The organism is uncultured Planktomarina sp. (assembly GCA_943788425.1).
Classification (GTDB): Bacteria; Pseudomonadota; Alphaproteobacteria; order Rhodobacterales; family Rhodobacteraceae; genus Planktomarina.
This window is the reverse complement of sequence record CALSQF010000001.1, coordinates 118,235-139,416: the sequence shown is the minus strand read 5'-3', so window position 1 is coordinate 139,416 and position 21,182 is coordinate 118,235. Positions and strand designations below refer to the sequence as shown.

General features: G+C 53.8%; 17 protein-coding genes and 1 tRNA gene. 5 read left to right on the top strand and 13 right to left on the bottom strand.

Translation table 11 applies throughout. The features are described 5' to 3' along the window. Positions 1 to 39 precede the first annotated feature (39 nt). A complete protein-coding gene (gene typA / locus ABLW18_RS00710; RefSeq protein WP_347822985.1) occupies positions 40 to 1,857 on the top strand; it encodes a translational GTPase TypA in 1,818 nt (605 codons plus the stop codon). Positions 1,858 to 1,931: 74 nt separating this feature from the next. On the opposite strand, the gene ABLW18_RS00705 is transcribed toward typA, so the two are convergent. The 5 genes from ABLW18_RS00705 to guaB all read right to left on the bottom strand — a co-directional run bounded on the left by ABLW18_RS00705 (position 1,932) and on the right by guaB (position 9,250). Beyond that, on the bottom strand, positions 1,932 to 2,222 hold the full coding sequence (locus ABLW18_RS00705; protein WP_347822984.1) for a DUF1330 domain-containing protein: 291 nt from the start codon (positions 2,220 to 2,222) through the stop codon (positions 1,932 to 1,934). A gap of 7 nt (positions 2,223 to 2,229) precedes the next feature. Beyond that, positions 2,230 to 4,890 carry an alanine--tRNA ligase gene (alaS, locus tag ABLW18_RS00700; protein WP_347822983.1) on the bottom strand — a complete coding sequence of 887 codons (2,661 nt, stop codon included), beginning with the start codon at positions 4,888 to 4,890 and terminating at the stop codon, positions 2,230 to 2,232. 147 nt (positions 4,891 to 5,037) lie between these two features. Next, complete coding sequence (recA, locus tag ABLW18_RS00695; protein ID WP_347822982.1) at positions 5,038 to 6,126, bottom strand: recombinase RecA; 1,089 nt, start codon at positions 6,124 to 6,126, stop codon at positions 5,038 to 5,040. Between the two features lie 515 nt (positions 6,127 to 6,641). Then, complete coding sequence (locus ABLW18_RS00690) at positions 6,642 to 7,799, bottom strand: RsmB/NOP family class I SAM-dependent RNA methyltransferase (protein WP_347822981.1); 1,158 nt, start codon at positions 7,797 to 7,799, stop codon at positions 6,642 to 6,644. Then, positions 7,799 to 9,250 (bottom strand): IMP dehydrogenase, encoded by a 1,452-nt coding sequence (gene guaB / locus ABLW18_RS00685; RefSeq protein WP_347822980.1) that lies wholly within the window; start codon positions 9,248 to 9,250, stop codon positions 7,799 to 7,801. Before guaB ends, ABLW18_RS00690 begins: the two co-directional genes overlap by 1 nt. A 257-nt stretch (positions 9,251 to 9,507) precedes the next feature. Here guaB and ABLW18_RS00680 point away from each other — a divergent pair, with 257 nt between their 5' ends. Then, positions 9,508 to 11,547 (top strand): ASKHA domain-containing protein, encoded by a 2,040-nt coding sequence (locus ABLW18_RS00680; RefSeq protein ID WP_347822979.1) that lies wholly within the window; start codon positions 9,508 to 9,510, stop codon positions 11,545 to 11,547. Positions 11,548 to 11,605: 58 nt separating this feature from the next. Then, positions 11,606 to 11,679 (top strand) — tRNA-Gly (locus tag ABLW18_RS00675). Between the two features lie 46 nt (positions 11,680 to 11,725). Here the strand turns inward: ABLW18_RS00675 and ABLW18_RS00670 are convergent. The 8 genes from ABLW18_RS00670 to ABLW18_RS00635 form a co-directional block, all read right to left on the bottom strand. After that, positions 11,726 to 12,949 carry a cysteine desulfurase gene (locus tag ABLW18_RS00670; protein WP_347822978.1) on the bottom strand — a complete coding sequence of 408 codons (1,224 nt, stop codon included), beginning with the start codon at positions 12,947 to 12,949 and terminating at the stop codon, positions 11,726 to 11,728. Next, a complete protein-coding gene (locus ABLW18_RS00665) occupies positions 12,946 to 13,524 on the bottom strand; it encodes a hypothetical protein (RefSeq protein WP_347822977.1) in 579 nt (192 codons plus the stop codon). Before ABLW18_RS00665 ends, ABLW18_RS00670 begins: the two co-directional genes overlap by 4 nt. Beyond that, positions 13,521 to 13,991, bottom strand: a complete 471-nt coding sequence (locus tag ABLW18_RS00660) for a YIP1 family protein (RefSeq protein WP_347822976.1) — start codon at positions 13,989 to 13,991, stop codon at positions 13,521 to 13,523. The genes ABLW18_RS00665 and ABLW18_RS00660 overlap by 4 nt, the downstream gene beginning before the upstream one ends. An 11-nt stretch (positions 13,992 to 14,002) precedes the next feature. Further along, positions 14,003 to 15,268 (bottom strand): SufD family Fe-S cluster assembly protein, encoded by a 1,266-nt coding sequence (locus ABLW18_RS00655; RefSeq protein ID WP_347822975.1) that lies wholly within the window; start codon positions 15,266 to 15,268, stop codon positions 14,003 to 14,005. Further along, entirely contained in the window at positions 15,268 to 16,023 is a 756-nt protein-coding gene (sufC, locus tag ABLW18_RS00650) for a Fe-S cluster assembly ATPase SufC (protein ID WP_347822974.1), read from the bottom strand. Before sufC ends, ABLW18_RS00655 begins: the two co-directional genes overlap by 1 nt. A gap of 61 nt (positions 16,024 to 16,084) precedes the next feature. Next, the gene (gene sufB, locus ABLW18_RS00645; RefSeq protein WP_347822973.1) at positions 16,085 to 17,596 is read right to left on the bottom strand and encodes a Fe-S cluster assembly protein SufB; all 1,512 of its coding nucleotides are present in this window, start codon (positions 17,594 to 17,596) and stop codon (positions 16,085 to 16,087) included. A gap of 5 nt (positions 17,597 to 17,601) precedes the next feature. Beyond that, positions 17,602 to 18,648, bottom strand: a complete 1,047-nt coding sequence (locus tag ABLW18_RS00640) for a cysteine desulfurase family protein (RefSeq protein ID WP_347822972.1) — start codon at positions 18,646 to 18,648, stop codon at positions 17,602 to 17,604. Next, positions 18,648 to 19,106 (bottom strand): Rrf2 family transcriptional regulator, encoded by a 459-nt coding sequence (locus ABLW18_RS00635; protein WP_347822971.1) that lies wholly within the window; start codon positions 19,104 to 19,106, stop codon positions 18,648 to 18,650. Before ABLW18_RS00635 ends, ABLW18_RS00640 begins: the two co-directional genes overlap by 1 nt. Before the next feature lie 180 nt (positions 19,107 to 19,286). On the opposite strand from ABLW18_RS00635, the gene ABLW18_RS00630 reads away from it, so the two are divergent. Then, positions 19,287 to 19,940, top strand: coding sequence for an alpha/beta hydrolase (locus ABLW18_RS00630; protein ID WP_347822970.1), 654 nt, complete (start codon positions 19,287 to 19,289; stop codon positions 19,938 to 19,940). 141 nt (positions 19,941 to 20,081) lie between these two features. Further along, a complete protein-coding gene (locus tag ABLW18_RS00625) occupies positions 20,082 to 21,182 on the top strand; it encodes a Gfo/Idh/MocA family oxidoreductase (RefSeq protein WP_347822969.1) in 1,101 nt (366 codons plus the stop codon).

The following is a 21,182-nucleotide window of genomic DNA, read 5'->3' as shown; positions in this document are numbered from 1 at the left end:
GCAGTATAGGCGGCGCGGTGAGCAAGGAAGAGGCACCCAATGGACCTTCGTAATATCGCGATCATCGCACACGTCGACCACGGCAAGACCACTTTGGTGGATGAGCTGTTAAAGCAATCTGGAACCTACCGAGAAAATCAAGCCACCACCGAACGGGCGATGGACAGCAATGACCTGGAACGCGAGCGGGGCATCACCATTCTGGCCAAAGCGACATCGGTGGAATGGAAGGGCACACGGATCAACATAGTTGATACACCGGGCCATGCGGATTTCGGCGGCGAGGTGGAACGCATCCTGTCTATGGTTGACGGCGTCGTCTTGTTGGTGGACGCGGCCGAAGGTCCAATGCCACAGACGAAGTTTGTCACCTCCAAAGCGCTGGCCCTCGGTTTGAACCCGATTGTGGTGGTCAATAAGGTCGACAAACCCGATGGCGAACCCGACCGGGCCTTGGATGAATGTTTTGACCTTTTTGCGTCATTGGATGCCAATGAGGCGCAATTGGACTTCCCGGTACTCTATGCGTCTGGTCGCGCAGGCTGGGCAGATGGGGAGCTGGACGGGCCACGCAAGGACCTTTCTGCCTTATTCGAGCTGATCGTGCGCCATGTGAAATCCCCCAAACAGGCTGAAAAAACCCATGAGCCTTTTTCCATGCTGGCCACCACACTTGGAGCGGATCCGTTTATTGGTCGAATTTTGACAGGGCGCGTGGAAACTGGTCGCCTCAAAGCTGGAGATTCGGTGAAGGCTCTGTCTCGGGACGGCAGCAAGATTGAGCAGTTCCGCTGCACAAAAATTCTCGCGTTCCGTGGCCTGGCGCAGCAAGCGATTGATGAGGCCGTAGCTGGCGATATCGTGTCCCTGGCCGGCATGACAAAAGCCACTGTTGCGGACACGATCTGTGCGCCTGAGATCAACGAGGCCCTGCCCTCCTTGCCGATTGACCCGCCCACCATTTCGGTGTCATTTGGGATCAATGACAGCCCTCTCGCGGGCCGTGACGGCAAGAAAGTGCAAAGCCGGGTGATCCGCAAGCGCTTGATGGAAGAGGCGGAGACCAATGTGGCGATCCGTGTCACAGATACACCAAGCGGCGAGGCCTTCGAGGTTGCGGGTCGCGGCGAGCTGCAAATGGGTGTTCTAATCGAGAACATGCGCCGCGAGGGTTTTGAGCTGTCAATCAGCCGCCCGCGGGTTTTGTTCAAAGAAGAAGAGGGCCAACGCCTTGAGCCCATCGAAGAAGTGACCGTCGATGTAGATGAAGAATATTCTGGTGTTGTGATTGAAAAGCTGACGGGTTTTCGCAAGGGTGAGTTGGCAGAGATGAAATCCGCGGGTGTGGGCAAGACGCGAATCATCGCGCATGTGCCGTCCCGAGGCCTGATCGGCTATCAAGGAGAATTCATGACGGATACCCGTGGAACGGGCGTTTTGAACCGCGTGTTTCACAACTGGGCTCCGCATAAGGGTGCCATCCCAGGCCGTAGAGCGGGCGTTTTGATTTCGATGGAAAACGGGGTTTCCGTCCCCTATGCCATCTTCAATCTAGAAGATCGAGGCAAGTTCTTTATTGGCAGCCAAGAAGATGTCTACCAAGGTATGGTCATTGGTGAGCACAACCGCGAGAACGATCTTGAGGTAAACCCGCTTAAAGGTAAAAAGCTAACAAACGTTCGAGCCAGCGGCACTGATGAAGCCGTGCGTCTCACCACACCAGTCAAAATGTCATTGGAAGAGGCCATCGCCTATATTGACAACGATGAGCTGGTCGAAGTTACGCCTAATGCCATTCGGTTGCGCAAGATCCACCTGGATCCGCATGAGCGCAAACGCGCCTCACGCAGCGCGTAAACATTAAAACAGGGATGCAGAGTTTGATTTGCATCCCTCTTCATCTTAATCCACGAGCCATGTGGCATCCGCGATCAGTCGATGGTCTCCACAATCATCAATGAGCGCTGGAATCCGCCTTTCCCTAACTTAATCGCAGCCTGATAACCTTCGGAGTGGTAGCACTCATGGGCGGCCTGCAGGCTGGGAAACTGCGCCACGACGTTGCGCGTATGATCCTGGCCCTCCAACTGCTCATAGGCACCACCGCGGGCCAGAAACACCCCCCCGTGAGCTGTGATCACGGGCGTGGCGGCGCTGGCATAGGCGGCCAGCTTATCTGCATCTAAAACGTTGACATGAGCGATCCACAGAGCTTTTGGCATCTTGTCTTTACTCCTCTAAAAGTGCCTTGACGGCTAAAATGGCGGTGTCAGAATATTCTGTCGATTTTGCGCCGCCCTGAGCCATGTCAGCCCGGCCGCCGCCGCCTTTACCGCCAAGGGTCGCGACAACAGTTTTAACGATATCCACCGCTGAAATCTGTTCGGTCAAATCGCCCGTAACGCCCGCGGCGACCGCTGCCTTACCATCCGCATCGGCGATCAGCAAAACCACACCAGAGCCCATCTTTGCTTTATGTGCATCCACCAAAGCCGGCAAATCACGGCCTGTCACCCCTTGCAAAACCTGTGCAAGGAAGGCTTTGCCACCGATGGAAATTGGCTCGACTGCCTTGGCTTCTGCGCCACCAGACAGAGCGAGATCGCGGCGCAAGCTGGCCACTTCGTTCTGCAATGCTTTGCGTTCCTCGAGCAGCTGTTGTGCGCGATCTGCAACCTCTGTGGGTTGGACCTTCAAAACATTCGCAGCGGCGGTCATTGCCGCCATTTGGTGTTGAACGAAACTTTCTGCCCCTGCCGCTGTCAGCGCCTCAATACGCCGCACACCGGACGAGGAGGCCCCATCGCTTAGCAAGACAAACCCGCCGATATCGCCAGTTTGGCGCACATGGGTGCCCCCGCAAAGCTCCAGGCTGTAGGTGTCTTGGACTGCTCCTTTTCCAGAGCCGGGCAAATGGCCCATCGAGACTACGCGTACTTCCTCACCATATTTTTCACCAAAGAGAGCTTGCGCACCCAGGGCACGCGCATCGTCCGGGGTCATAATGCGGGTTTCAACCGTGCTATTTTGTCGGATAAAAGCATTCACTTCACTTTGCACCTGCTGGACCTGCGTGGCTGTCAACGCTTGCCCATGGCTGAAATCAAACCGCAGCCGATCGTCGGCATTGAGTGACCCACGTTGTGCAACGTGCTCACCGAGTGTGCGGCGCAGAGCTTCATGCAGAAGATGGGTGGCCGAGTGATTTGCGCGAATACGTGCGCGGCGTTCCGACGCGACTGCGAGTTGTGCCGCCTGCCCCAATTTGACAAAGCCTTTGGTGACTTTGGCCACGTGAATGAACAGGTCCGCAGTCTTGCGGCAATCCGTGACCTCTAAAGACCCGCTCTCTGTAAAAATCTCGCCGCGGTCACCAATCTGACCGCCGCTTTCCGCATAGAACGGTGTTTGGTTGAGCACGATTTGCACGGCAGCCCCTGCGTCAACCCGGTCCACTTGCGCGCCATCCTGCACCAAGGCCACGATCTGACCTTCGGCTTGTTCCGTGTCATAGCCAAGGAAATCAGTTGCACCATGGTTGTCCAGAACATCAAACCAAATCGTATCATCGGCCATTTCGCCCGAGCCAGCCCAAGCGGCACGCGCTTTGGCTTTTTGAGCGGCCATCGCACTGTCAAACCCATCAGTATCGACCGAGAGACCCTTTTCGCGTAGCGCGTCTTGTGTCAGATCGAGCGGGAAGCCAAATGTATCGTAAAGTTTAAAGGCTGTTGCACCGGGCAGAGCACCCCCCTGGGGCAGACCGGTGACCTCATCTTCCAAAAGTCGCAACCCGCGATCCAGTGTGGTACGAAACCGAGTTTCTTCCTGCAAAAGCGTTTCTTCGATCATCGATTGCGCCTGCACCAATTCAGGATAGGCAGCGCCCATTTGCTGAACCAAAGTCGGCACCAGACGATGCATCAGAGGACCGGCAGCACCGATCAAATGTCCATGACGCATCGCGCGGCGCATGATCCGCCGCAGCACATAACCACGGCCATCTTTTGACGGTAAAACCCCGTCGGCAATCAGGAAGGATGTCGAGCGCAGGTGGTCGGCAATGACCCGATGATGGGTCTTATGCGGACCGTCGGGATCTGAAGAGGTGGCCTGCGCTGAGGCTTCGATCAGATTGCGCACCAGATCGGTCGCGTAATTGTCATTCGTTCCTTGCAACAATGCCGCAACGCGCTCGATGCCCATTCCAGTGTCGATGGATTGTGCGGCCAAGGCTTTTCGCGTGCCATCCTCAAATTGCTCGTATTGCATAAATACGAGGTTCCAGATTTCGACAAATCGATCGCCATCTTCTTCTGGACTGCCGGGAGGCCCGCCCCAGATGTGATCCCCATGATCATAGAAGATCTCTGAACTTGGGCCGCAAGGACCCGTCGGCCCCATCATCCAAAAATTATCGTCCGTGGCGATGCGGATAATTTTATCATCCGAAAAGCCACCAATTTTTTTCCAAAGCGCGACCGCCTCATCATCATCATGATAGACGGTGACGACCAGTTTTTCCTTAGGGATGCAGAGCTCTTTTGTGATGACCTCCCAAGCAAAGAGAATGGCGTCTTCTTTGAAATAATCCCCAAAGCTGAAATTGCCCATCATCTCAAAAAAGGTGTGATGGCGCGCGGTATAGCCCACGTTGTCCAGATCATTATGTTTGCCGCCGGCGCGTACGCATTTTTGTGCGGTGGTGGCCCGCGTGTAATCGCGCGTTTCAACGCCTGTGAAGAGATTTTTGAACTGCACCATGCCAGAGTTGGCAAACATCAATGTTGGATCATTGCGCGGGACCAGAGGGCTAGATGGCAAAACGCGGTGACCCTGGCGGTCAAAATAGTTCAAAAACGTGGAGCGGATATCATTGAGCGTGGGCATTTCTTCGCAAAAACCTTGTAAATTGGGGTTGCCAGAAGACTTACCTTTCCTTTCCACAAGTGTCCACGGCAAAGCAAAACACCCCAGCGTATCATGCACCGGGGTGTTTTGTTTGATATTTTTTTAGCGCCCAGGGCAGTCAGGTTCCTAGAGATCGATCACATTGTCTTCATCGTTGGAACGCGGCGCGTCCACATCATTGGGTCGTTCAAACTTCAACCCATGAGCTTCGCGAATTTTTGCTTCAATATCATAGGCCATATCTTTGTTTTCACTTAAAAAGACCTTGGCATTTTCACGGCCTTGGCCAATGCGTTCATCACCATAGCTATACCAACTGCCAGATTTCTCAACAAAGCCACCTTTGACGCCCAGATCAATCAGCTCGCCCATTTTGGAGATGCCCTCCCCATACATGATGTCAAATTCTACCTGTTTAAAGGGCGGGGCGACTTTGTTTTTCACTACTTTGACCCGGGTTGCATTGCCGACAACCTCGTCACGGTCCTTCAAAGCACCGATCCGACGAATATCCAATCGCACGGACGAGTAAAATTTCAACGCATTGCCGCCGGTTGTGGTTTCCGGGCTTCCAAACATAACGCCAATCTTCATCCGAATTTGGTTGATGAAAATGACCATACAGTTGGATTTACTAATACTACCGGTCAGTTTACGCATAGCTTGGCTCATTAACCGGGCTTGTGCACCAACCTGTGCATCACCCATATCACCTTCCAACTCCGACTTCGGTGTCAGAGCTGCAACAGAATCAACCACTACCATGGAAACTGCGCCCGACCGCACCAAAGTATCAGTGATTTCCAAAGCCTGCTCGCCCGTGTCGGGTTGTGAGATTAGCAGCTCTTCCAAATTTACGCCAAGTTTTCGAGCATATAGAGGATCAAGCGCATGTTCAGCGTCTACAAATGCACAGACGCCGCCCTTTTTCTGTTCCTCCGCCACGCAATGCAGGGTCAAAGTTGTTTTGCCTGAGGACTCTGGGCCGTAGATTTCAATGATCCGCCCTTTGGGCAAACCGCCAATACCAAGAGCAATATCAAGGCCGATTGAGCCTGTAGAGGTTGCCTCAATCCCGGCGATAACCGCGCCCTCGCCGAGTGTCATGATTGAACCTTTGCCGAACTGACGTTCGATTTGTGCCAAAGCGCTGTCTAGCGCCTTTTGACGGTCGCCTGTTTTTGGTGCCATTGTGAGTAAATCTGCCGTTGCCATTGTTTCACGCTCCTTATTCCACACCCAAGACGGGGGGACAATGATGTAATGTTCTCTTCTTGTTCTTTTTATCGGACCAAAACAAGAACAAATCAAGATTTTTCTACAAATCAGGCTTTCATTCTGAGCAAAACTTTTAAATATTGATCAAAAACTTCTGATTTTAATAGATTATTGCTGATATTTTTGCGCTATAACCTTGTGCTCCGAACCGTGCCTAAAACCGGATCAATTGCTTCGGAAGTGGCTTTGGGATCCGAGGCCAATGGTAGATTCGGAAATCCTCCAAAATTAAAGCACTTACCGCTCTATCGGTATAATCGCTTTGTGCGCCCTCTATTGCAGCTCACCACAGTGCAAGATACTGAAACCTTCGCGCTTATCCGCTAACCTATAAGGTGGCTGCGCAGCTGGTGTCGGTATTGGGCCCGCAATTCGATGGCGGGATTGCCGACGTCGACATGCCATATGAGCTTCGATCAATTTGTGCAGTATACAATGTAAGACAATCCCGCTTAAATATCTTTCTTAAAGGCAACCAAATAGAGCCCATCTTGCGTCGCACTGGGCAAATATTGTGTTGTGCTGCAAAAGGTCAAATCAGGGAAATTATCGCTGACAAATTGCCGCTGCTCATGGTTTTCAGCCGCAAAGATAGAGCAAGTGATTAACGCGAGATATCCATTTGGTGCCAAATGCGTGATCGCTTTGGCAATGATGTCACGTTGGAGGCGTATATAGCACTCAAGATCTTTTGGTGTCAGGCTCCATTTACTTTCCGGAGATCGGCGCCAGGCGCCGCTGCCAGAACAGGGTAAATCGCATACCACCGTGTCAAATTTTGCCGCTGGTGCCAAATCTTGCGGTGAGATGACCTCAATGTCATGGCCGCCACGTGACGCGCGCGGCGCAATTTCCGACATGCGCGCGGCGGAAATATCATGAGCAAATATTTTCAACCCACTGCGCGCGGCAAGTGCCAAGGACTTGCCACCACCTCCCGCGCAATAATCCAATATCCGCCCATTGAGCACAATTGCATCTGCCACAGCCTGAGATGCCGCGTCTTGCAGTTCAAACCAACCCTGCTGAAAACAAGACTGAAGTACGGCGCGGCGGGGATTGCTCAAGATCGTCAGCGCCGTGTCGGAGGCCGGATTGGGACTGGTTTCAATCTCCGCCTTGGCCAATTCCGCTTGGAGCTGGGCGCGGGTCGTCTTTTGTACATTTACACGCAGGGTGATCGGCGCGCGATGCCGCAGGACCGCGCCAATCTCAGCGGTTTTCGCTGCACCATATTCCTTGGTTAATCGATCGATCACCCAATCTTGTAGGTCCAAACGATCGCGATCTGTGGGAAGTGACGCAACATCTTCGGCCTGAAGTGCGGCGGGCGCATGCGCTATTCCGGTAAAAAACTCATTTGGATCCGATCCATTGGCGCGCAGCGCCCCAATGGCCCAGGCACGCGCCGATTGTGGCTCCGGCCAGGCTCCAGCGGACCGGCGGCACCGCAGCGCCTGGAATGCCAAATCTCGCACGGCAGCCCGATCTTTTGATCCTGCAAACCGATTGCCCCGTGCCCAATTTGTCAGAGCCTTTTCCGCCGGAACGCCAGACAGAATAGCCTCTAAAATATCAATATGTGCCGCTACACGGGCGCCGGGTGTCATCAGCCCACCCGATAGTTCGGGCTTTCGCGGGTGATTTGAACGTCATGGACATGACTTTCCTTCAATCCTGCGCCGGTAATTTTCACAAACTGACAGTTATTGCGCATCTGATCCACATTCGCGCAGCCTGTATAGCCCATGGCTGCGCGCAGACCACCCACCAATTGGTGCAACACGGTTCCTGCGGAGCCCTTATAGGGCACTTGACCTTCAATCCCTTCAGGCACCAGCTTATCGCTGGCAGCATCTTTTTGGAAATACCGATCCGCAGAGCCCCGCGCCATAGCGCCCAAAGACCCCATTCCGCGATAGGATTTGAAGCTACGGCCTTGATACAAGATGACCTCTCCAGGGCTTTCATCGGTTCCGGCAATCATGGAGCCGACCATGGCACAGGACGCGCCGGCCGCAATGGCTTTGGCAAAATCGCCCGAAAATTTAATGCCTCCATCAGCGATCACTGGTATGTCGTGCGGAAGCGCCGCGCCTGCGCAGTCCATAATAGCGGTCAATTGCGGCACACCAACGCCCGCAACCATCCGCGTGGTGCAGATGGAGCCAGGACCTATACCAACTTTAATCGCATCCGCCCCCGCTTCAATCAAAGTGGTGGTCGCTGCCGCAGTGGCCACGTTACCCGCTATAATTTGCGTTGTGCCAGCCACTTCCTTCGCCCGCGCCACCGCCAAAGCCACCCCTTCGGAGTGCCCATGTGCAGTGTCGATCACAACCATATCTGCGCCAGCCTCAATCAGCGCCATCGTCCGCTCAAAACCTGCATCTCCAACGGTGCTGGCCGCGGCTACGCGCAGGCGTCCAAGGTCATCCTTACAAGCGCTTGGGTTCAGCACGGCTTGCTCAAGATCTTTCAACGTCAACAGGCCGGTCAATTTACCGGCCCTATCCGTCACCAGCAGCTTTTCAATCCGGCGCGCTGCCATCAATTGCTTGGCTTCAAGCGCGTCTGCGGGTTCTTGCAGGATCGCAAGGTTTTCAGTCGACATCATCTCGAAGACAGATGTTTTGGGATCCGTGGCAAAGCGCATATCGCGGTTGGTCACTATGCCGACCACACGGTCATCCTGCACCACAGGAAACCCAGTCACCCGGTAACGGTCTTGCAAGGCTTTCGCATCAGCGAGGGTTTGCTCAGGTGTCAGGGTTACAGGGTTATAGACAATGCCGCTTTCAAATCGCTTCACCCGCCGGACTTGCCGTGCCTGCTCGTCAAGGTCTAGATTTCGGTGGATGACCCCCATACCGCCCGATTGCGCCATAGCAATCGCCATGCGCGCTTCTGTGACCGTATCCATGGCTGATGATAGGAGCGGAATGTTCAAGCTAATGGACTTGGTAACCTGTGTGCGGGTATCCGCCGTCGAGGGCAAGATCGAACTTTGCGCCGGAACCAATAAAACATCGTCAAAAGTTAAAGCCTCGCGAATCTCCATGGGAGTCCTCCTAGAGCAGGTATCACTTGGCGCTTTCCTATCGCATGGGTAAACACAAACCGAAAGGGGGGTGGCTCAATTTATACCCATTCGCGCTATCATGGCACAAGCCCTGGGCGTTTTGTTTCCCGATTTGAGGTTCTCTTGATTTGATTTTACCTGATGTGCCGCGGAATGACCATTTTCGGCCGTTCCAGCTCTTTACCCTTCGCCGAAGCGCAGTAAGTTGAGCACAAGTTCTTCTTTAAAGGTTTCCCATGACACAAGAGCATCTGGTGCTGTTCACCCCCTCAGGCAAACGTGGACGTTTCGAAACCGGCACACCTATCCTTACTGCAGCGCGGCAATTGGGCGTGGATCTCGACTCGGTCTGCGGCGGTCGCGGCATTTGCTCCAAATGCCAGATCACGCCAGGCTATGGTGAATTTTCCAAACACGGGGTCACAGTCGCCGCAGGCGCGCTGTCTAACTGGAACGCGGTTGAGCAACGCTACAAAGACAAACGCGGCTTGATTGACGGTCGCCGGCTTGGCTGCCAAGCGACAGTTCAGGGCGATATCGTTATTGATGTGCCGCCCGAAAGCCAGGTGCACAAGCAAGTGGTACGCAAACGCGCAGAAGTGCTCGACATTACACTTAATCCTTCAACCCGGATTTATTATGTCGAGGTGGAAGAACCCGATATGCACAACCCGTCAGGGGATTTGGAGCGTTTGGTGGCCGCCTTGGAAAGCCAATGGCAGCTTGAAAATGTACAGGCAGATTTCAGCATATTGCCAAAGATGCAGCCAATTTTGCGCAAAGGCGGTTGGAAGGTGACCTGCGCCGTCCACCATGCCGATGCGGGCGACGATCCTCAGATCATTCATTTGTGGCCGGGACTTTATGAGGGCACGGTCTATGGCATGGCCGTTGATCTTGGATCGACCACAATCGCCGCCCATCTGTGTGATCTGCGCACCGGTGAGGTTGTCGCCTCCTCTGGATTGATGAACCCGCAAATTCGATTTGGCGAAGACCTGATGAGCCGGGTCAGCTATGCGATGATGAACTCGGGCGGGGATCAGGAAATGACCCGGGCGGTGCGTGACGGGATGGACGCGTTGTTTACCCAAATCTCGGCAGAGGCGGAGATAGATAAGAGCTTGATCATGGATGCGGTCTTCGTTTGCAATCCCGTCATGCACCATCTTTTCTTAGGGATTGACCCCTTTGAGCTGGGGCAAGCGCCCTTTGCTTTGGCCACCTCAAACGCCCTGCGCCTATTTGCTCATCAGTTGGACATCAACATCCATCCCAGCGCCCGCGCCTATATTTTACCTTGCATTGCGGGCCATGTGGGCGCAGATGCAGCCGCGGTTGCTTTGTCCGAAGCCCCAAACCTCTCAAAAGATTTGGTACTGGTCGTGGATGTTGGGACAAATGCGGAAATTTTGCTGGGCAACCGGGAAAAGGTGCTCGCCTGCTCTTCTCCCACAGGCCCGGCCTTCGAGGGGGCGCAAATCAGCTCCGGCCAGCGTGCCGCACCGGGAGCCATCGAAAAGGTTGAAATTGATCCGATATCTAAAGAGCCGCGTTTCCGGGTGATCGGCTGTGAGCTTTGGTCTGATGAGGACGGTTTTTGGGAGGTCATTAAAAGCAGCGGCATCACTGGCATTTGTGGCTCGGGCATCATTGAAGCTATTGCAGAAATGCGTATCGCTGGAATTTTGGACCCATCCGGGCTTATTGGCTCGGCAGAGCAAACCGGCACAGCGCGCTGCGTGTTAGACGGGCGCACCCATAGCTATGTGATGTATGAGGGCACCGCTGAAGGGGGGCCGAAAATCACGGTCACAAATCCCGATATCCGCGCCATACAAATGGCCAAAGCCGCCCTATATTCCGGCGCAAGGCTCCTGATGGATAAGTTCGGCGTAGATAAAGTGGATCGTGTTGTGCTGGCCGGCGCCTTTGGGGCTCATATTTCGCCCAAACACGCGCTGGTTTTGGGAATGATCCCCGATGTGCCCTTTGACCGGGTAACCTCTGCAGGAAATGCCGCGGGATCAGGCGCACGCATTGCATTGATTGACACAGCACAGCGGGCTGCCATCGAACAGACCGTACGGCAGATTGAAAAAATTGAAACCGCGATTGAACCACGGTTTCAGGAGCATTTTGTCAATGCCTCGGCAATTCCCAATTCAGATGACCCATTCACAACGCTCAAATCTGCTGTGCCTTTGCCGAATGTAAATTTCAACACTGGCGGTGGAGATAGCGCCTCGGCTGGGCGCCGGCGCAGGAGGCGATAAGCCCGACGCCGATCGCAGCTTGACCCCTTGTCATGAAGTCACTAGGCATCGGCGTAGCGCGGGTATGGTGAAAAGGTATCACGCGAGCTTCCCAAGCTTGAGTTACGGGTTCAATTCCCGTTACCCGCTCCAAATTTGCGCAGATGTAGGGTATTTTAAGGATTGAAGGCTTTTGGCGTTATCCAAAAAGCTCGTGGCAAAACTCTAAACCCTCAACCAAAGCATCCACCTCCGCCTTTGTGTTATACATCGCGAAGCTGGCTCGGCAGGTGGCATTGACCGATAGGTGATCCATGAGGGGTTGCGCGCAATGTTGCCCTGCCCGCACGGCAATGCCCTTTTTATCCAAGACCGTTGAGATGTCATGGGCATGGGCCGCGCCGTCGAGGGTGAAGGAAAAAATAGCGCCCTTGCCGACAGATTGTCCTTGAACGTTTAACCAATTGAGCCCGTCGAGCCTTTGCCGGGCATAGGCGCCGATAGAGGCTTCATGGGCGGAAATTTCTTCCATGCCGATTTCCATCATATAGTCCACAGCCACACCAAGGCCGATTTGCTGAACAATGCCTGGCGTTCCGGCCTCAAACATCATGGGAGGCGTGTTATAAGTGACCTCTTCACGGCCAACATCGCGGATCATATCGCCACCACCCATGAAGGGACGCATTTCAGCCATGCGTTCAGGTTTGATGTAAATTGCACCAGAACCGCTTGGACCGTACAGTTTATGCCCTGTGATAGCATAGAAGTCACACCCGATATCCTGCACGTCGACCGCCATATGGACCGCCGCTTGCGATCCATCCACCAAAACCGCAACGCCGCGTGCTTGAGCCTCTTGGGTGATGGATTTCACATCGACCACCGTGCCCAACACATTCGACATCTGGGTAATAGCCACCAGTTTTGTCTTGGGCCCAATGGCGGCAATGACAGCCTCGGGATCCAGATCACCGTTCATATCCACATCCACCCAAGTCAGCTTCACGCCCAGTCTCTCGCGCAAAAAATGCCACGGGATAATATTGGCGTGATGCTCCATAATCGACAGTACGATTTCATCGCCCGCCTCAAAGCGCGGCATTGCCCAGCCATAGGCCACCAGATTGATGCCTTCGGTGGTGCCCGAGTTGAGGATGATATGCTCCTCTGAGGCCGCGTTTAAAAATCGCGCGAGCTTGCCGCGAACGGCTTCATATTTGTCAGTTGCAAGGTTAGATAGGTAGTGCAAACCCCTGTGAACATTTGCATATTCAGAGCTATAAGCCTGGGTGATAGCGTCGATCACCACCTGTGGTTTTTGCGCCGAGGCGCCATTGTCGAGATAGACCAAAGGCTTATTGTTCACCTGCCGAGACAGGATCGGAAAATCTGCACGAATACGGGATACATCAAAACTCATAGCGCCACCTGCCCCGAAGAAAATCCGAGCAATACCAAAAGAAATGCACCACCCAAAGACAGCGCAACCAAACCAAGAACAAAGCAGAGGGCTGCCTTGAGCATGGAACCCAACTCAAGCCAAGCACTCATCAAGCCGAATAAGATCCAAAACATCAAAAACGTGGCGAATAGGCCAATAAGCCCGGCCATGGTTATAGAAATCACCATCAGCACTGACTGAGCGATGTGCAGCAAAATTTGCAGCACTTGGATCCAAGCAAATACCAGTAACCCATCGGCGAACCGCCCATTTTGGCTAAAGGCCCGAGATATCAGCCAAATACAGCAGACGAGGCCAAGGGTGCCGCCCCCCATAAGCGCTGTCAAACCCCATGGTGTAAGTGGAACAAAGCCCGGCAGGACTGTCATACCCTGGAACTCGGATAGGATGAACATTATTAGCACAGCTGCGATGATAACAAGTGCAAAGGCGGTAAAAGCCGTGCTGAGGTTAAGGCGTAGGTTGACCAACATCTGCCCTGCGGCTGTTGGATTGGTTAGACTTAACCGCAAAAGTGCAAGAAACGGGTTCATTGTTCTGCCTCAATAAGAGAGTTGATTAAGATCCAAAGAAAAATTACCAGCCATATCGCGCCCACGGCGGTATGGGCCGGTCCTGGCCCGATGAACCCTTTGGTCATTCCGGCCAAAACGACCGCCGGGGTACTGGCCAAAAGTGCCCAAAATAGCGCCAATCGCGCAGAATAGAAATCTGCTGCCGCGCCTATGGCGCGGGTCACCAGGCGCAATAGCGCAGCCAAGCCATAGGCCAAAAGCGGCAGGACAAAGATCAAACCCACCGCATCGTGCTGGATGGTGTCGGTCAGTGTGCCGCCCGTCTCATGGGCCTGCCGAGCCCGGTAGGGCCATTGCGACATGAACAACAAAAGGCAAGAGCCCATCAGCATCGCTAAAGCCCGATCTTCGCGCAGGCCCATGGCCAAGAGCCGGGCCATAACACGCCGTGGGCGCAAATGCGCTTCCACAATATCCCGTGTCATAGCCATGCGCGCTACTGAGCCGACATTGTGTTGGTCAAATGATCGAGAATGTCCTGCGCCAAATCCGAATCTTCAATCTCTTCAATTGCTTCAGCCACAAAAGACAAGGTCAAAAGATCTATGGCCTTGGCCTCGGGCACCCCTCGCGAGCGCAGGTAGAACAACGCTTGCACATCAATCGCCCCGGAGGTGGAGCCATGCGAACAGGCCACGTCATCGGCATAGATTTCAAGCTCAGGTTTTGCCAAAAACTGGCTGTCATCATCCAACAACAAAGATTGGCTGATCTGATAGCCATCGGTTTTTTGCGCCCCGGCTTTCACCAATATTTTGCCCTGGAACACACCGACCGCGCCATTGCGTAAGACCTTCTTAAACACCTGGCGGCTTTCGCAATTCACGGCATCATGGGTGATGAACACGGTATCATCGTGGTGAAAATCACCATCACCCAAACAGGCTCCGGCCACGGACACAGAAGCGTCGTCGCCCAGGAGCTGCAAAACGCATTCGTTACGGGTCAATTGACCACCCGCAGTGAGCGTGAAAGTCTTAAAGACCGCCTCTGCGCCGATCTTGCCAAAAATATGCGTTAGCATGTGACGCTCATTGCCGTCTTGCACCCGGATGTGCTGGAAACGGCCTCCATCGGCGACGTCAACCTCCAAAACAATATTGGACCGCGCCCCATATTGCCCCGTTTCAATCACGGTGACCTCTGCCCCAGGGGCCACTTTGATCACATGATGGATAGTGGAGTCGCTTTGGCCAGAGGAGGTGGCTTGGATATGAATGGGGGCCGCGACGGCGCCCGTCACATTTACGAGTAACCCTTCCCGCGCAACAGCGGTGTTCACAGCCGCCAAGCTCCGTTGAACCGGTTTCTGTCCTGCCGCTTCCAAGTGCCCGTAAATATCCCGAGCCCAATGGAGGTCTAAACCAGAGGCAGATGACAAGCTCTCTAGCGTGCAATGAGCCGCGCTGGGAAGCGCCGCCGCCTGAATCTGTCCGTCTTCAAATGCAACCGAAATTGTGGCGCGTTGGTCGAACAGACCTAAGCTGCTGCGTTGAGATGCTTGGAGCGTCACATCGGCATGAACAAAGGCATCAGGACGGGTGTATTTCCAATATTCATCCCGGCGTTGCGGTAAACCTGACGCCTGGGCCCGAGCAGAGGCCATCATGCGTGCCTCTTTGGACCAAACGCCTGAGCTTTCAATGAGCGGCGCATCGCACAGAGCGCGGGTGTTTACCTTTTGCTGTGAAGGTGCAGCCATTAGGCGATCTCCTCCAGAAGGTCCGCATAGCCATTTTGTTCGACTTCCAACGCCAGCTCTGGTCCGCCGGTCTTGATGATGCGCCCATTGGCCATAATGTGAACCACATCCGGTTTGATATGGTCCAAAAGTCTTTGGTAGTGGGTGATTACGAGGAAGGTCCGATTTTCGTCCCGCAAAGCATTCACACCTTGGGAGACAAGTTTCATTGCATCCACGTCAAGGCCGCTGTCTGTTTCATCCAAGATGCACATTTTCGGCTCAAGCATCGCCATTTGCAAAATCTCATTGCGCTTTTTTTCACCGCCGGAAAAGCCAACATTCACAGAACGTTTGAGCATCTCTGCGTCAATTTTCAAATCCTTCGCTTTGGCGCGAACCACTTTCAAGAACTCGCCTGCGCTCATTTCCTCTTCGCTGCGCAATTTACGCTGGGCGTTCACTGCGGTGCGCAAAAAAGTCATATTTCCGACGCCAGGGATTTCAACCGGATATTGAAAGGCCAGAAACAGACCGGCCGCCGCACGTTCTTCTGCTTCCATATCCAATATATCTACACCCTCCAGCTGTGCAGCCCCTTCGGTGACTTCATAACCGCCTTTACCAGACAGCACATAGGACAGGGTCGATTTGCCTGAGCCATTTGGACCCATAATCGCATGAACTTTTCCAGGCTCCAAAGATAGGTTTACGCCCTTCAAGATTTGCTTGTCTTCTTCCTCAAGTTTAACGTGTAGATTTTTGATATTTAGCATTTTATATTCCCGTGAGCCCTTGTGACCCTTATGAGTTTGGACGCAGAACGCGCCGATGTTATTATCCGACTGAGCCTTCAAGCGAAATCGCCACCAGCGCCTGCGCTTCCATTGCAAATTCCATAGGCAGGGCTTGCAGCACCTCTTTGCAAAACCCATTGACCACAAGCGCTACAGCCTCCTCCTCATCCATACCGCGTGAGCGGCAATAAAAGAGCTGGTCATCATCGACTTTTGAGGTGGTGGCCTCATGCTCAACCCGAGAGGAATTATTTTTCACCTCGATATAGGGCACGGTGTGCGCGCCGCATTTATTACCGATCAAAAGGCTGTCACATTGGGTGTAATTGCGGCTACTTTTAGCCTTTGGATGCATGGACACTAATCCACGGTAGGTATTTTGTGCCTTGCCCGCGCTGATGCCTTTGGAGACAATCCGAGACTTGGTATTCTTGCCCAAATGCACCATTTTGGTGCCCGTATCAGCTTGTTGCATATTGTTGGCAATGGCGATGGAATAAAACTCCCCCTGGCTGTCATCGCCGCGCAAAACGCAAGAAGGATATTTCCATGTCACCGCAGAGCCGGTTTCCACTTGGGTCCACATAACCTTAGAGCGATCCCCACGGCAGTCGGCGCGTTTGGTCACGAAGTTGTAAATCCCGCCCTTGCCGTTTTCATCACCGGGAAACCAATTTTGCACGGTGGAATATTTGATTTCTGCATCATCGAGCAAAACCAACTCTACAACGGCTGCGTGCAATTGTGCCACATCGCGCTGCGGTGCCGTGCAGCCTTCGAGGTAGCTGACATAGGACTCTTTATCTGCAATAATCAAAGTGCGTTCAAATTGCCCTGTGTTTTCCGCATTGATTCGGAAATAGGTCGACAATTCCATTGGGCAGCGTACTCCCGGCGGGATATACACGAAGGAACCATCGGAAAAGACAGCTGAGTTGAGCGTGGCATAGTAATTGTCCGAGACGGGTACGACAGAGCCGAGATATTTACGCACCAGCTCCGGGTGCTCACGAATAGCTTCAGAGATCGAACAGAAGATCACCCCAGCTTTGCGCAGCTCGGTTTGAAAGGTTGTGCCGACTGATACGCTGTCAAACACCGCATCAACAGCGACGCGGCGCTCACCCTCGGGCGCCTCAACACCTGCCAAAAGCGCCTGCTCCTTGAGCGGGATTCCCAGTTTTTTATAGGTTTCCAAGAGCTTAGGATCGACCTCATCTAAGGACTTTGGCTTTTTTTCCATGCTTTTGGGCCGGGCGTAGTAATATTGGTCTTGAAAGTCGATTGTAGGATAATCGACCATGGCCCAATCTGGCTCTTTCAGCTCTAGCCAACGGCGGTAGGCCGCGAGGCGCCAACCCAACATCCATTCTGGTTCATCGTTTTTGGACGAGATCAAGCGCACAATATCCTCGGACAGACCCTTGGGCGCGTAATCCATCTCAATTTCGGTATTCCACCCATATTTATAGGTGCCAGAGAGAGCCTTGACCGCCTCAACTGTTTCGGCATCTACACCGTCTTTGACCTGAATATCATCCATCGCCATCATATTCCCTATCTGGCCGCTTTGCGTGCCAAAAACCGCTCATATGCAGCTAACCAAACCCTGGCAAACTGCTGAACATCCTCTTCAGTGGTCTCTAGCCCAAGCGATACGCGGATCGCTGAACTGGCTACGTCTTCATCATATCCCATCGCCCGCAGGACGCGGCTGGCTTTGACTTTGCCTGACGAGCAAGCAGAACCGGCCGACACTGCAAATCCCGCGAGGTCCATTTGCATGACCTGGGTCTCGCCTTTCCATCCGGGGGCTGCAAAGCAGGCGGTGTTGGGCAAGCGCTTCGAGTCATCTCCAATCAAAATAAGGGGTTTTCCGCTGGCTTCCAGTGTCTTTTCTAGAATATTTCTAAGTTTCTCGATAACCGCCCATTTTCCGTCACTTAAATCGCGAGCACTGGCCTCGGCGGCGGCACCAAAACCGGCAATGCCGATGATATTTTCCGTGCCTGCGCGCCGACCCATTTCCTGACCGCCGCCGCGTACCTGCGCAGACACCTCAACGCCAGGCTTCAATAATAAGCATCCAACACCTTTCGGCCCGCCCAGCTTATGGGCCGAAGCACAGGCCATATCCACACCACTCCACGAAAACGCTAAGGGGAGTTTCCCGAACCCCTGGGTCATATCGCAAAACCCCAATCCCTGCGGTAGGGATTGCACAATGCCCGTTTCTGAATTGGCCAGTTGCAGCGCGGTCTGTGCCGGCTCCGGAGTACAGACCTGCCCTGCCTTTAGGGGTAAATCTGGCTGCACCCAGGCGGCGATGGCATCATGCTCTATTTCGCCCGCGTGAAAGCCACGATCCTTCAGCGCCAAGGCCGCGGCCTCCGTTGCGCTACCGGTGAACACAATGTCGTGGGCACCGACACCAAAGGCCTCAGAAATTTGTCCGCGCGCTTTTTCCACAATGGCTTTGGCCGCGCGCCCCTCGGAGTGAACCGATGATGGGTTGCCTAGGGCATCCATCGCAGCGAGCATAGCCGCTCTTGCTTCAGGGCGCAGCGGGCTTGTCGCGTTGTGATCTAGATAGACACGGCGCATCACTCATCGACCACTTCAAAAAGATTTGGCACAGCCGGACATGGCGACAGCGTGTTGGCCACCACATCGGACAAGCGGGTTTGATGTAGATAGACATAAACCTGCGCGCTTAAACCCTCCCAGAGGCGATTGGTCACACTCTGCGCGCGGCTGCCCGACACACCGCCGGAGGCACCAGCCCCCGTTTGCAGCGCATCCACTGTTTCATCCACGGCTTCCAGAATTTCAACCACCCGAATGTCATGGGCTAAGCGTGCCAGACGATACCCCCCATTGGGGCCGCGGACGGAGACAACCAAATTTTGCCGGCGCAGTTTGACAAAGAGCTGCTCAAGATAGGGCAGCGAAATATTTTGGCGGCGCGATATATCCGCCAAAGATGCTAGCTCACCGGCCTCCAGAAAGGCCAAATCCGCTAAAGCCACCATCCCATACCGCCCTTTTGTCGAAAGTTTCATATCAAATCACACTTTCATGAGGCTTCTCTCGCCCATTTTGCTCAAATTAATTGACCTCAGCTTCTCGGTTGCGTAACCCACGTCATACAGCGCCGCGCCGCACAAGATTTAGAATGGTTCTAATCTTAGACTTACAGCAGGTCAAGCCAGAGTAGAGCCAAAGCACACCAAAGGAACGATATGCCCGAAGTGATATTTCCAGGCCCAGAAGGCCGCCTCGAAGGCCGTTACCACCCGCAAAAATCAAAAGACGCCCCAATTGCCATTGTGTTGCATCCGCATCCACAATTTGGCGGCACGATGAATAACAAAGTTGTCTATAATTTACATTATGCCTTCTACAACATGGGCTTTACGGTTTTGCGGTTCAATTTTCGTGGGGTCGGTCGATCACAAGGCGAATATGATCTTGGCGTCGGCGAGTTAAGCGATGCGGCCTCTGCATTGGATTATTTGCAGTCGATGAACACGAATTCAAAACATTGCTGGGTCGCAGGTTTCAGCTTCGGCGCTTGGATCGGGATGCAGTTGTTGATGCGCCGCCCAGAGATCACCGGTTTCGTCAGCGTCAGCCCACCGGCCAATATGTATGACTTCAGCTTCCTGGCCCCCTGCCCCTCATCTGGCCTGATGATCAATGGTCTGGCCGATCGCGTGGCCCCGCCGGCTGATACTGTCTCATTGGTTAGTAAGCTGCACGAGCAAAAAGGGATCACTATCACCCATGAACAAGTCGAGGGCGCGGGGCATTTCTTTGAGGATCCCCACATGGATCCCATGATCGAAACCGTGCAAACCTATGTCAAACGCCGCTTGACAGAAAACTCTCGGTAAGATCGCCCCTTCGGTCTGCCATTTAGGGCGGGCCCGCAACACCGTGCATGCTTTGCCGAAATATGCCCTATTGACGATGCCTAGGGCGCCGCGATAACAGTGTTTTGCAACCGGTTGCAAAACCATTTGAAAGGTTGGGACATGGGTAAAATTGGCATTGGAGTTATCGGTGGCGGATATATGGGCAAAGCCCATTCGGTTGCGTTTGCATCGGTCGCCAGTGTCTTTGATACAGCCCTACGCCCTGAACTCATCTCAATCTGTGCCAGCAGCCCCGAAAGCGCAGAGCGCTATCGCAAGGCCTATGGCTTTGAAAAGGCAACTCATGATTGGCAAGAGTTGGTCGCCGATCCCGCCGTTGACGCAGTTGTAATCGCCTCCCCGCAGGCGACCCATCACGATATTGCCATTGCCGCCTTTGCTTTGAGAAAACCGGTTTTATGTGAAAAGCCGCTGGGTGTGTCATTGGAGCAAAGCCGCGCCATGGTGGCGGCGGCCGCAGCGGCCGGCGTGGCCAATATGGTTGGTTTCAATTATATCAGGACCCCAGCCAGTCAGCAAATTCGTAAATTTGTGGCTGAAGGTCGCATTGGTCAAATCACCTGGTTTCGCGGTGAGATGACCGAAGATTTCTTTGCAGATCCAGAAATAGGCGGTTGGCGCGCCCAAGGGATTGCCAATGGGACAATGGGCGATTTGGCGCCGCATATGATCAACGCGGCCCGTGCCTTGATGGGGCCGATAGAGCGCTTGAGCGCATCGGTGGAAACAATCCATAAAACCCGCGCTGGCGCGCCCGTCACAAATGATGATCACGCACAAATGATGTGCCAATTTACCAGCGGCGCTCAGGGGCATTTATATTTCAGCCGCGTCGCAACCGGGCGAAAAATGGGTTACGCCTATGAAATTCACGGTACGAAGGGCCATATTCGCTTTGATCAGGAAGACCAAAACGCCTTTTGGCTTTATACCACCGAAGGGCCGGAAGAAGAGCGCGGCTTTCGCAAAATCCTAACAGGTCCGGCCCATCCGGACTATCTGCCCTTCTGCCAAGGGCCTGGCCATGGCACAGGCTATCAGGACCAAATCATCATTGAGGCTAAGGATTTTCTAACGGCAATTGCCGAAAACCGCTCGATATGGCCAACCTTCGAAGAGGGTATGGAAGTCAATCGCATCGTCACCGCCGCCCTATCGTCCAGCGCCAAACAAGCCTGGGTGAATGTGGCGGATTATTAA

Excerpts from the sequence above, each read along its gene's own strand:
- ABLW18_RS00660 (WP_347822976.1), bottom strand. The coding sequence starts at position 13,991 with ATGACACGGGATATTGTGGAAGCGCATTTGCGCCCACGGCGTGTTATG.
- ABLW18_RS00625 (WP_347822969.1), top strand. The coding sequence starts at position 20,082 with ATGGGTAAAATTGGCATTGGAGTTATCGGTGGCGGATATATGGGCAAA.
- ABLW18_RS00640 (WP_347822972.1), bottom strand. The coding sequence starts at position 18,648 with ATGCGCCGTGTCTATCTAGATCACAACGCGACAAGCCCGCTGCGCCCT.
- alaS (WP_347822983.1), bottom strand. The coding sequence starts at position 4,890 with ATGCCCACGCTCAATGATATCCGCTCCACGTTTTTGAACTATTTTGAC.
- ABLW18_RS00670 (WP_347822978.1), bottom strand. The coding sequence starts at position 12,949 with ATGAGTTTTGATGTATCCCGTATTCGTGCAGATTTTCCGATCCTGTCT.
- ABLW18_RS00680 (WP_347822979.1), top strand. The coding sequence starts at position 9,508 with ATGACACAAGAGCATCTGGTGCTGTTCACCCCCTCAGGCAAACGTGGA.
- sufC (WP_347822974.1), bottom strand. The coding sequence starts at position 16,023 with ATGCTAAATATCAAAAATCTACACGTTAAACTTGAGGAAGAAGACAAG.
- ABLW18_RS00705 (WP_347822984.1), bottom strand. The coding sequence starts at position 2,222 with ATGCCAAAAGCTCTGTGGATCGCTCATGTCAACGTTTTAGATGCAGAT.
- ABLW18_RS00690 (WP_347822981.1), bottom strand. The coding sequence starts at position 7,799 with ATGACACCCGGCGCCCGTGTAGCGGCACATATTGATATTTTAGAGGCT.
- ABLW18_RS00655 (WP_347822975.1), bottom strand. The coding sequence starts at position 15,268 with ATGGCTGCACCTTCACAGCAAAAGGTAAACACCCGCGCTCTGTGCGAT.
- ABLW18_RS00665 (WP_347822977.1), bottom strand. The coding sequence starts at position 13,524 with ATGAACCCGTTTCTTGCACTTTTGCGGTTAAGTCTAACCAATCCAACA.
- sufB (WP_347822973.1), bottom strand. The coding sequence starts at position 17,596 with ATGATGGCGATGGATGATATTCAGGTCAAAGACGGTGTAGATGCCGAA.
- ABLW18_RS00630 (WP_347822970.1), top strand. The coding sequence starts at position 19,287 with ATGCCCGAAGTGATATTTCCAGGCCCAGAAGGCCGCCTCGAAGGCCGT.
- guaB (WP_347822980.1), bottom strand. The coding sequence starts at position 9,250 with ATGGAGATTCGCGAGGCTTTAACTTTTGACGATGTTTTATTGGTTCCG.
- ABLW18_RS00635 (WP_347822971.1), bottom strand. The coding sequence starts at position 19,106 with ATGAAACTTTCGACAAAAGGGCGGTATGGGATGGTGGCTTTAGCGGAT.
- recA (WP_347822982.1), bottom strand. The coding sequence starts at position 6,126 with ATGGCAACGGCAGATTTACTCACAATGGCACCAAAAACAGGCGACCGT.
- typA (WP_347822985.1), top strand. The coding sequence starts at position 40 with ATGGACCTTCGTAATATCGCGATCATCGCACACGTCGACCACGGCAAG.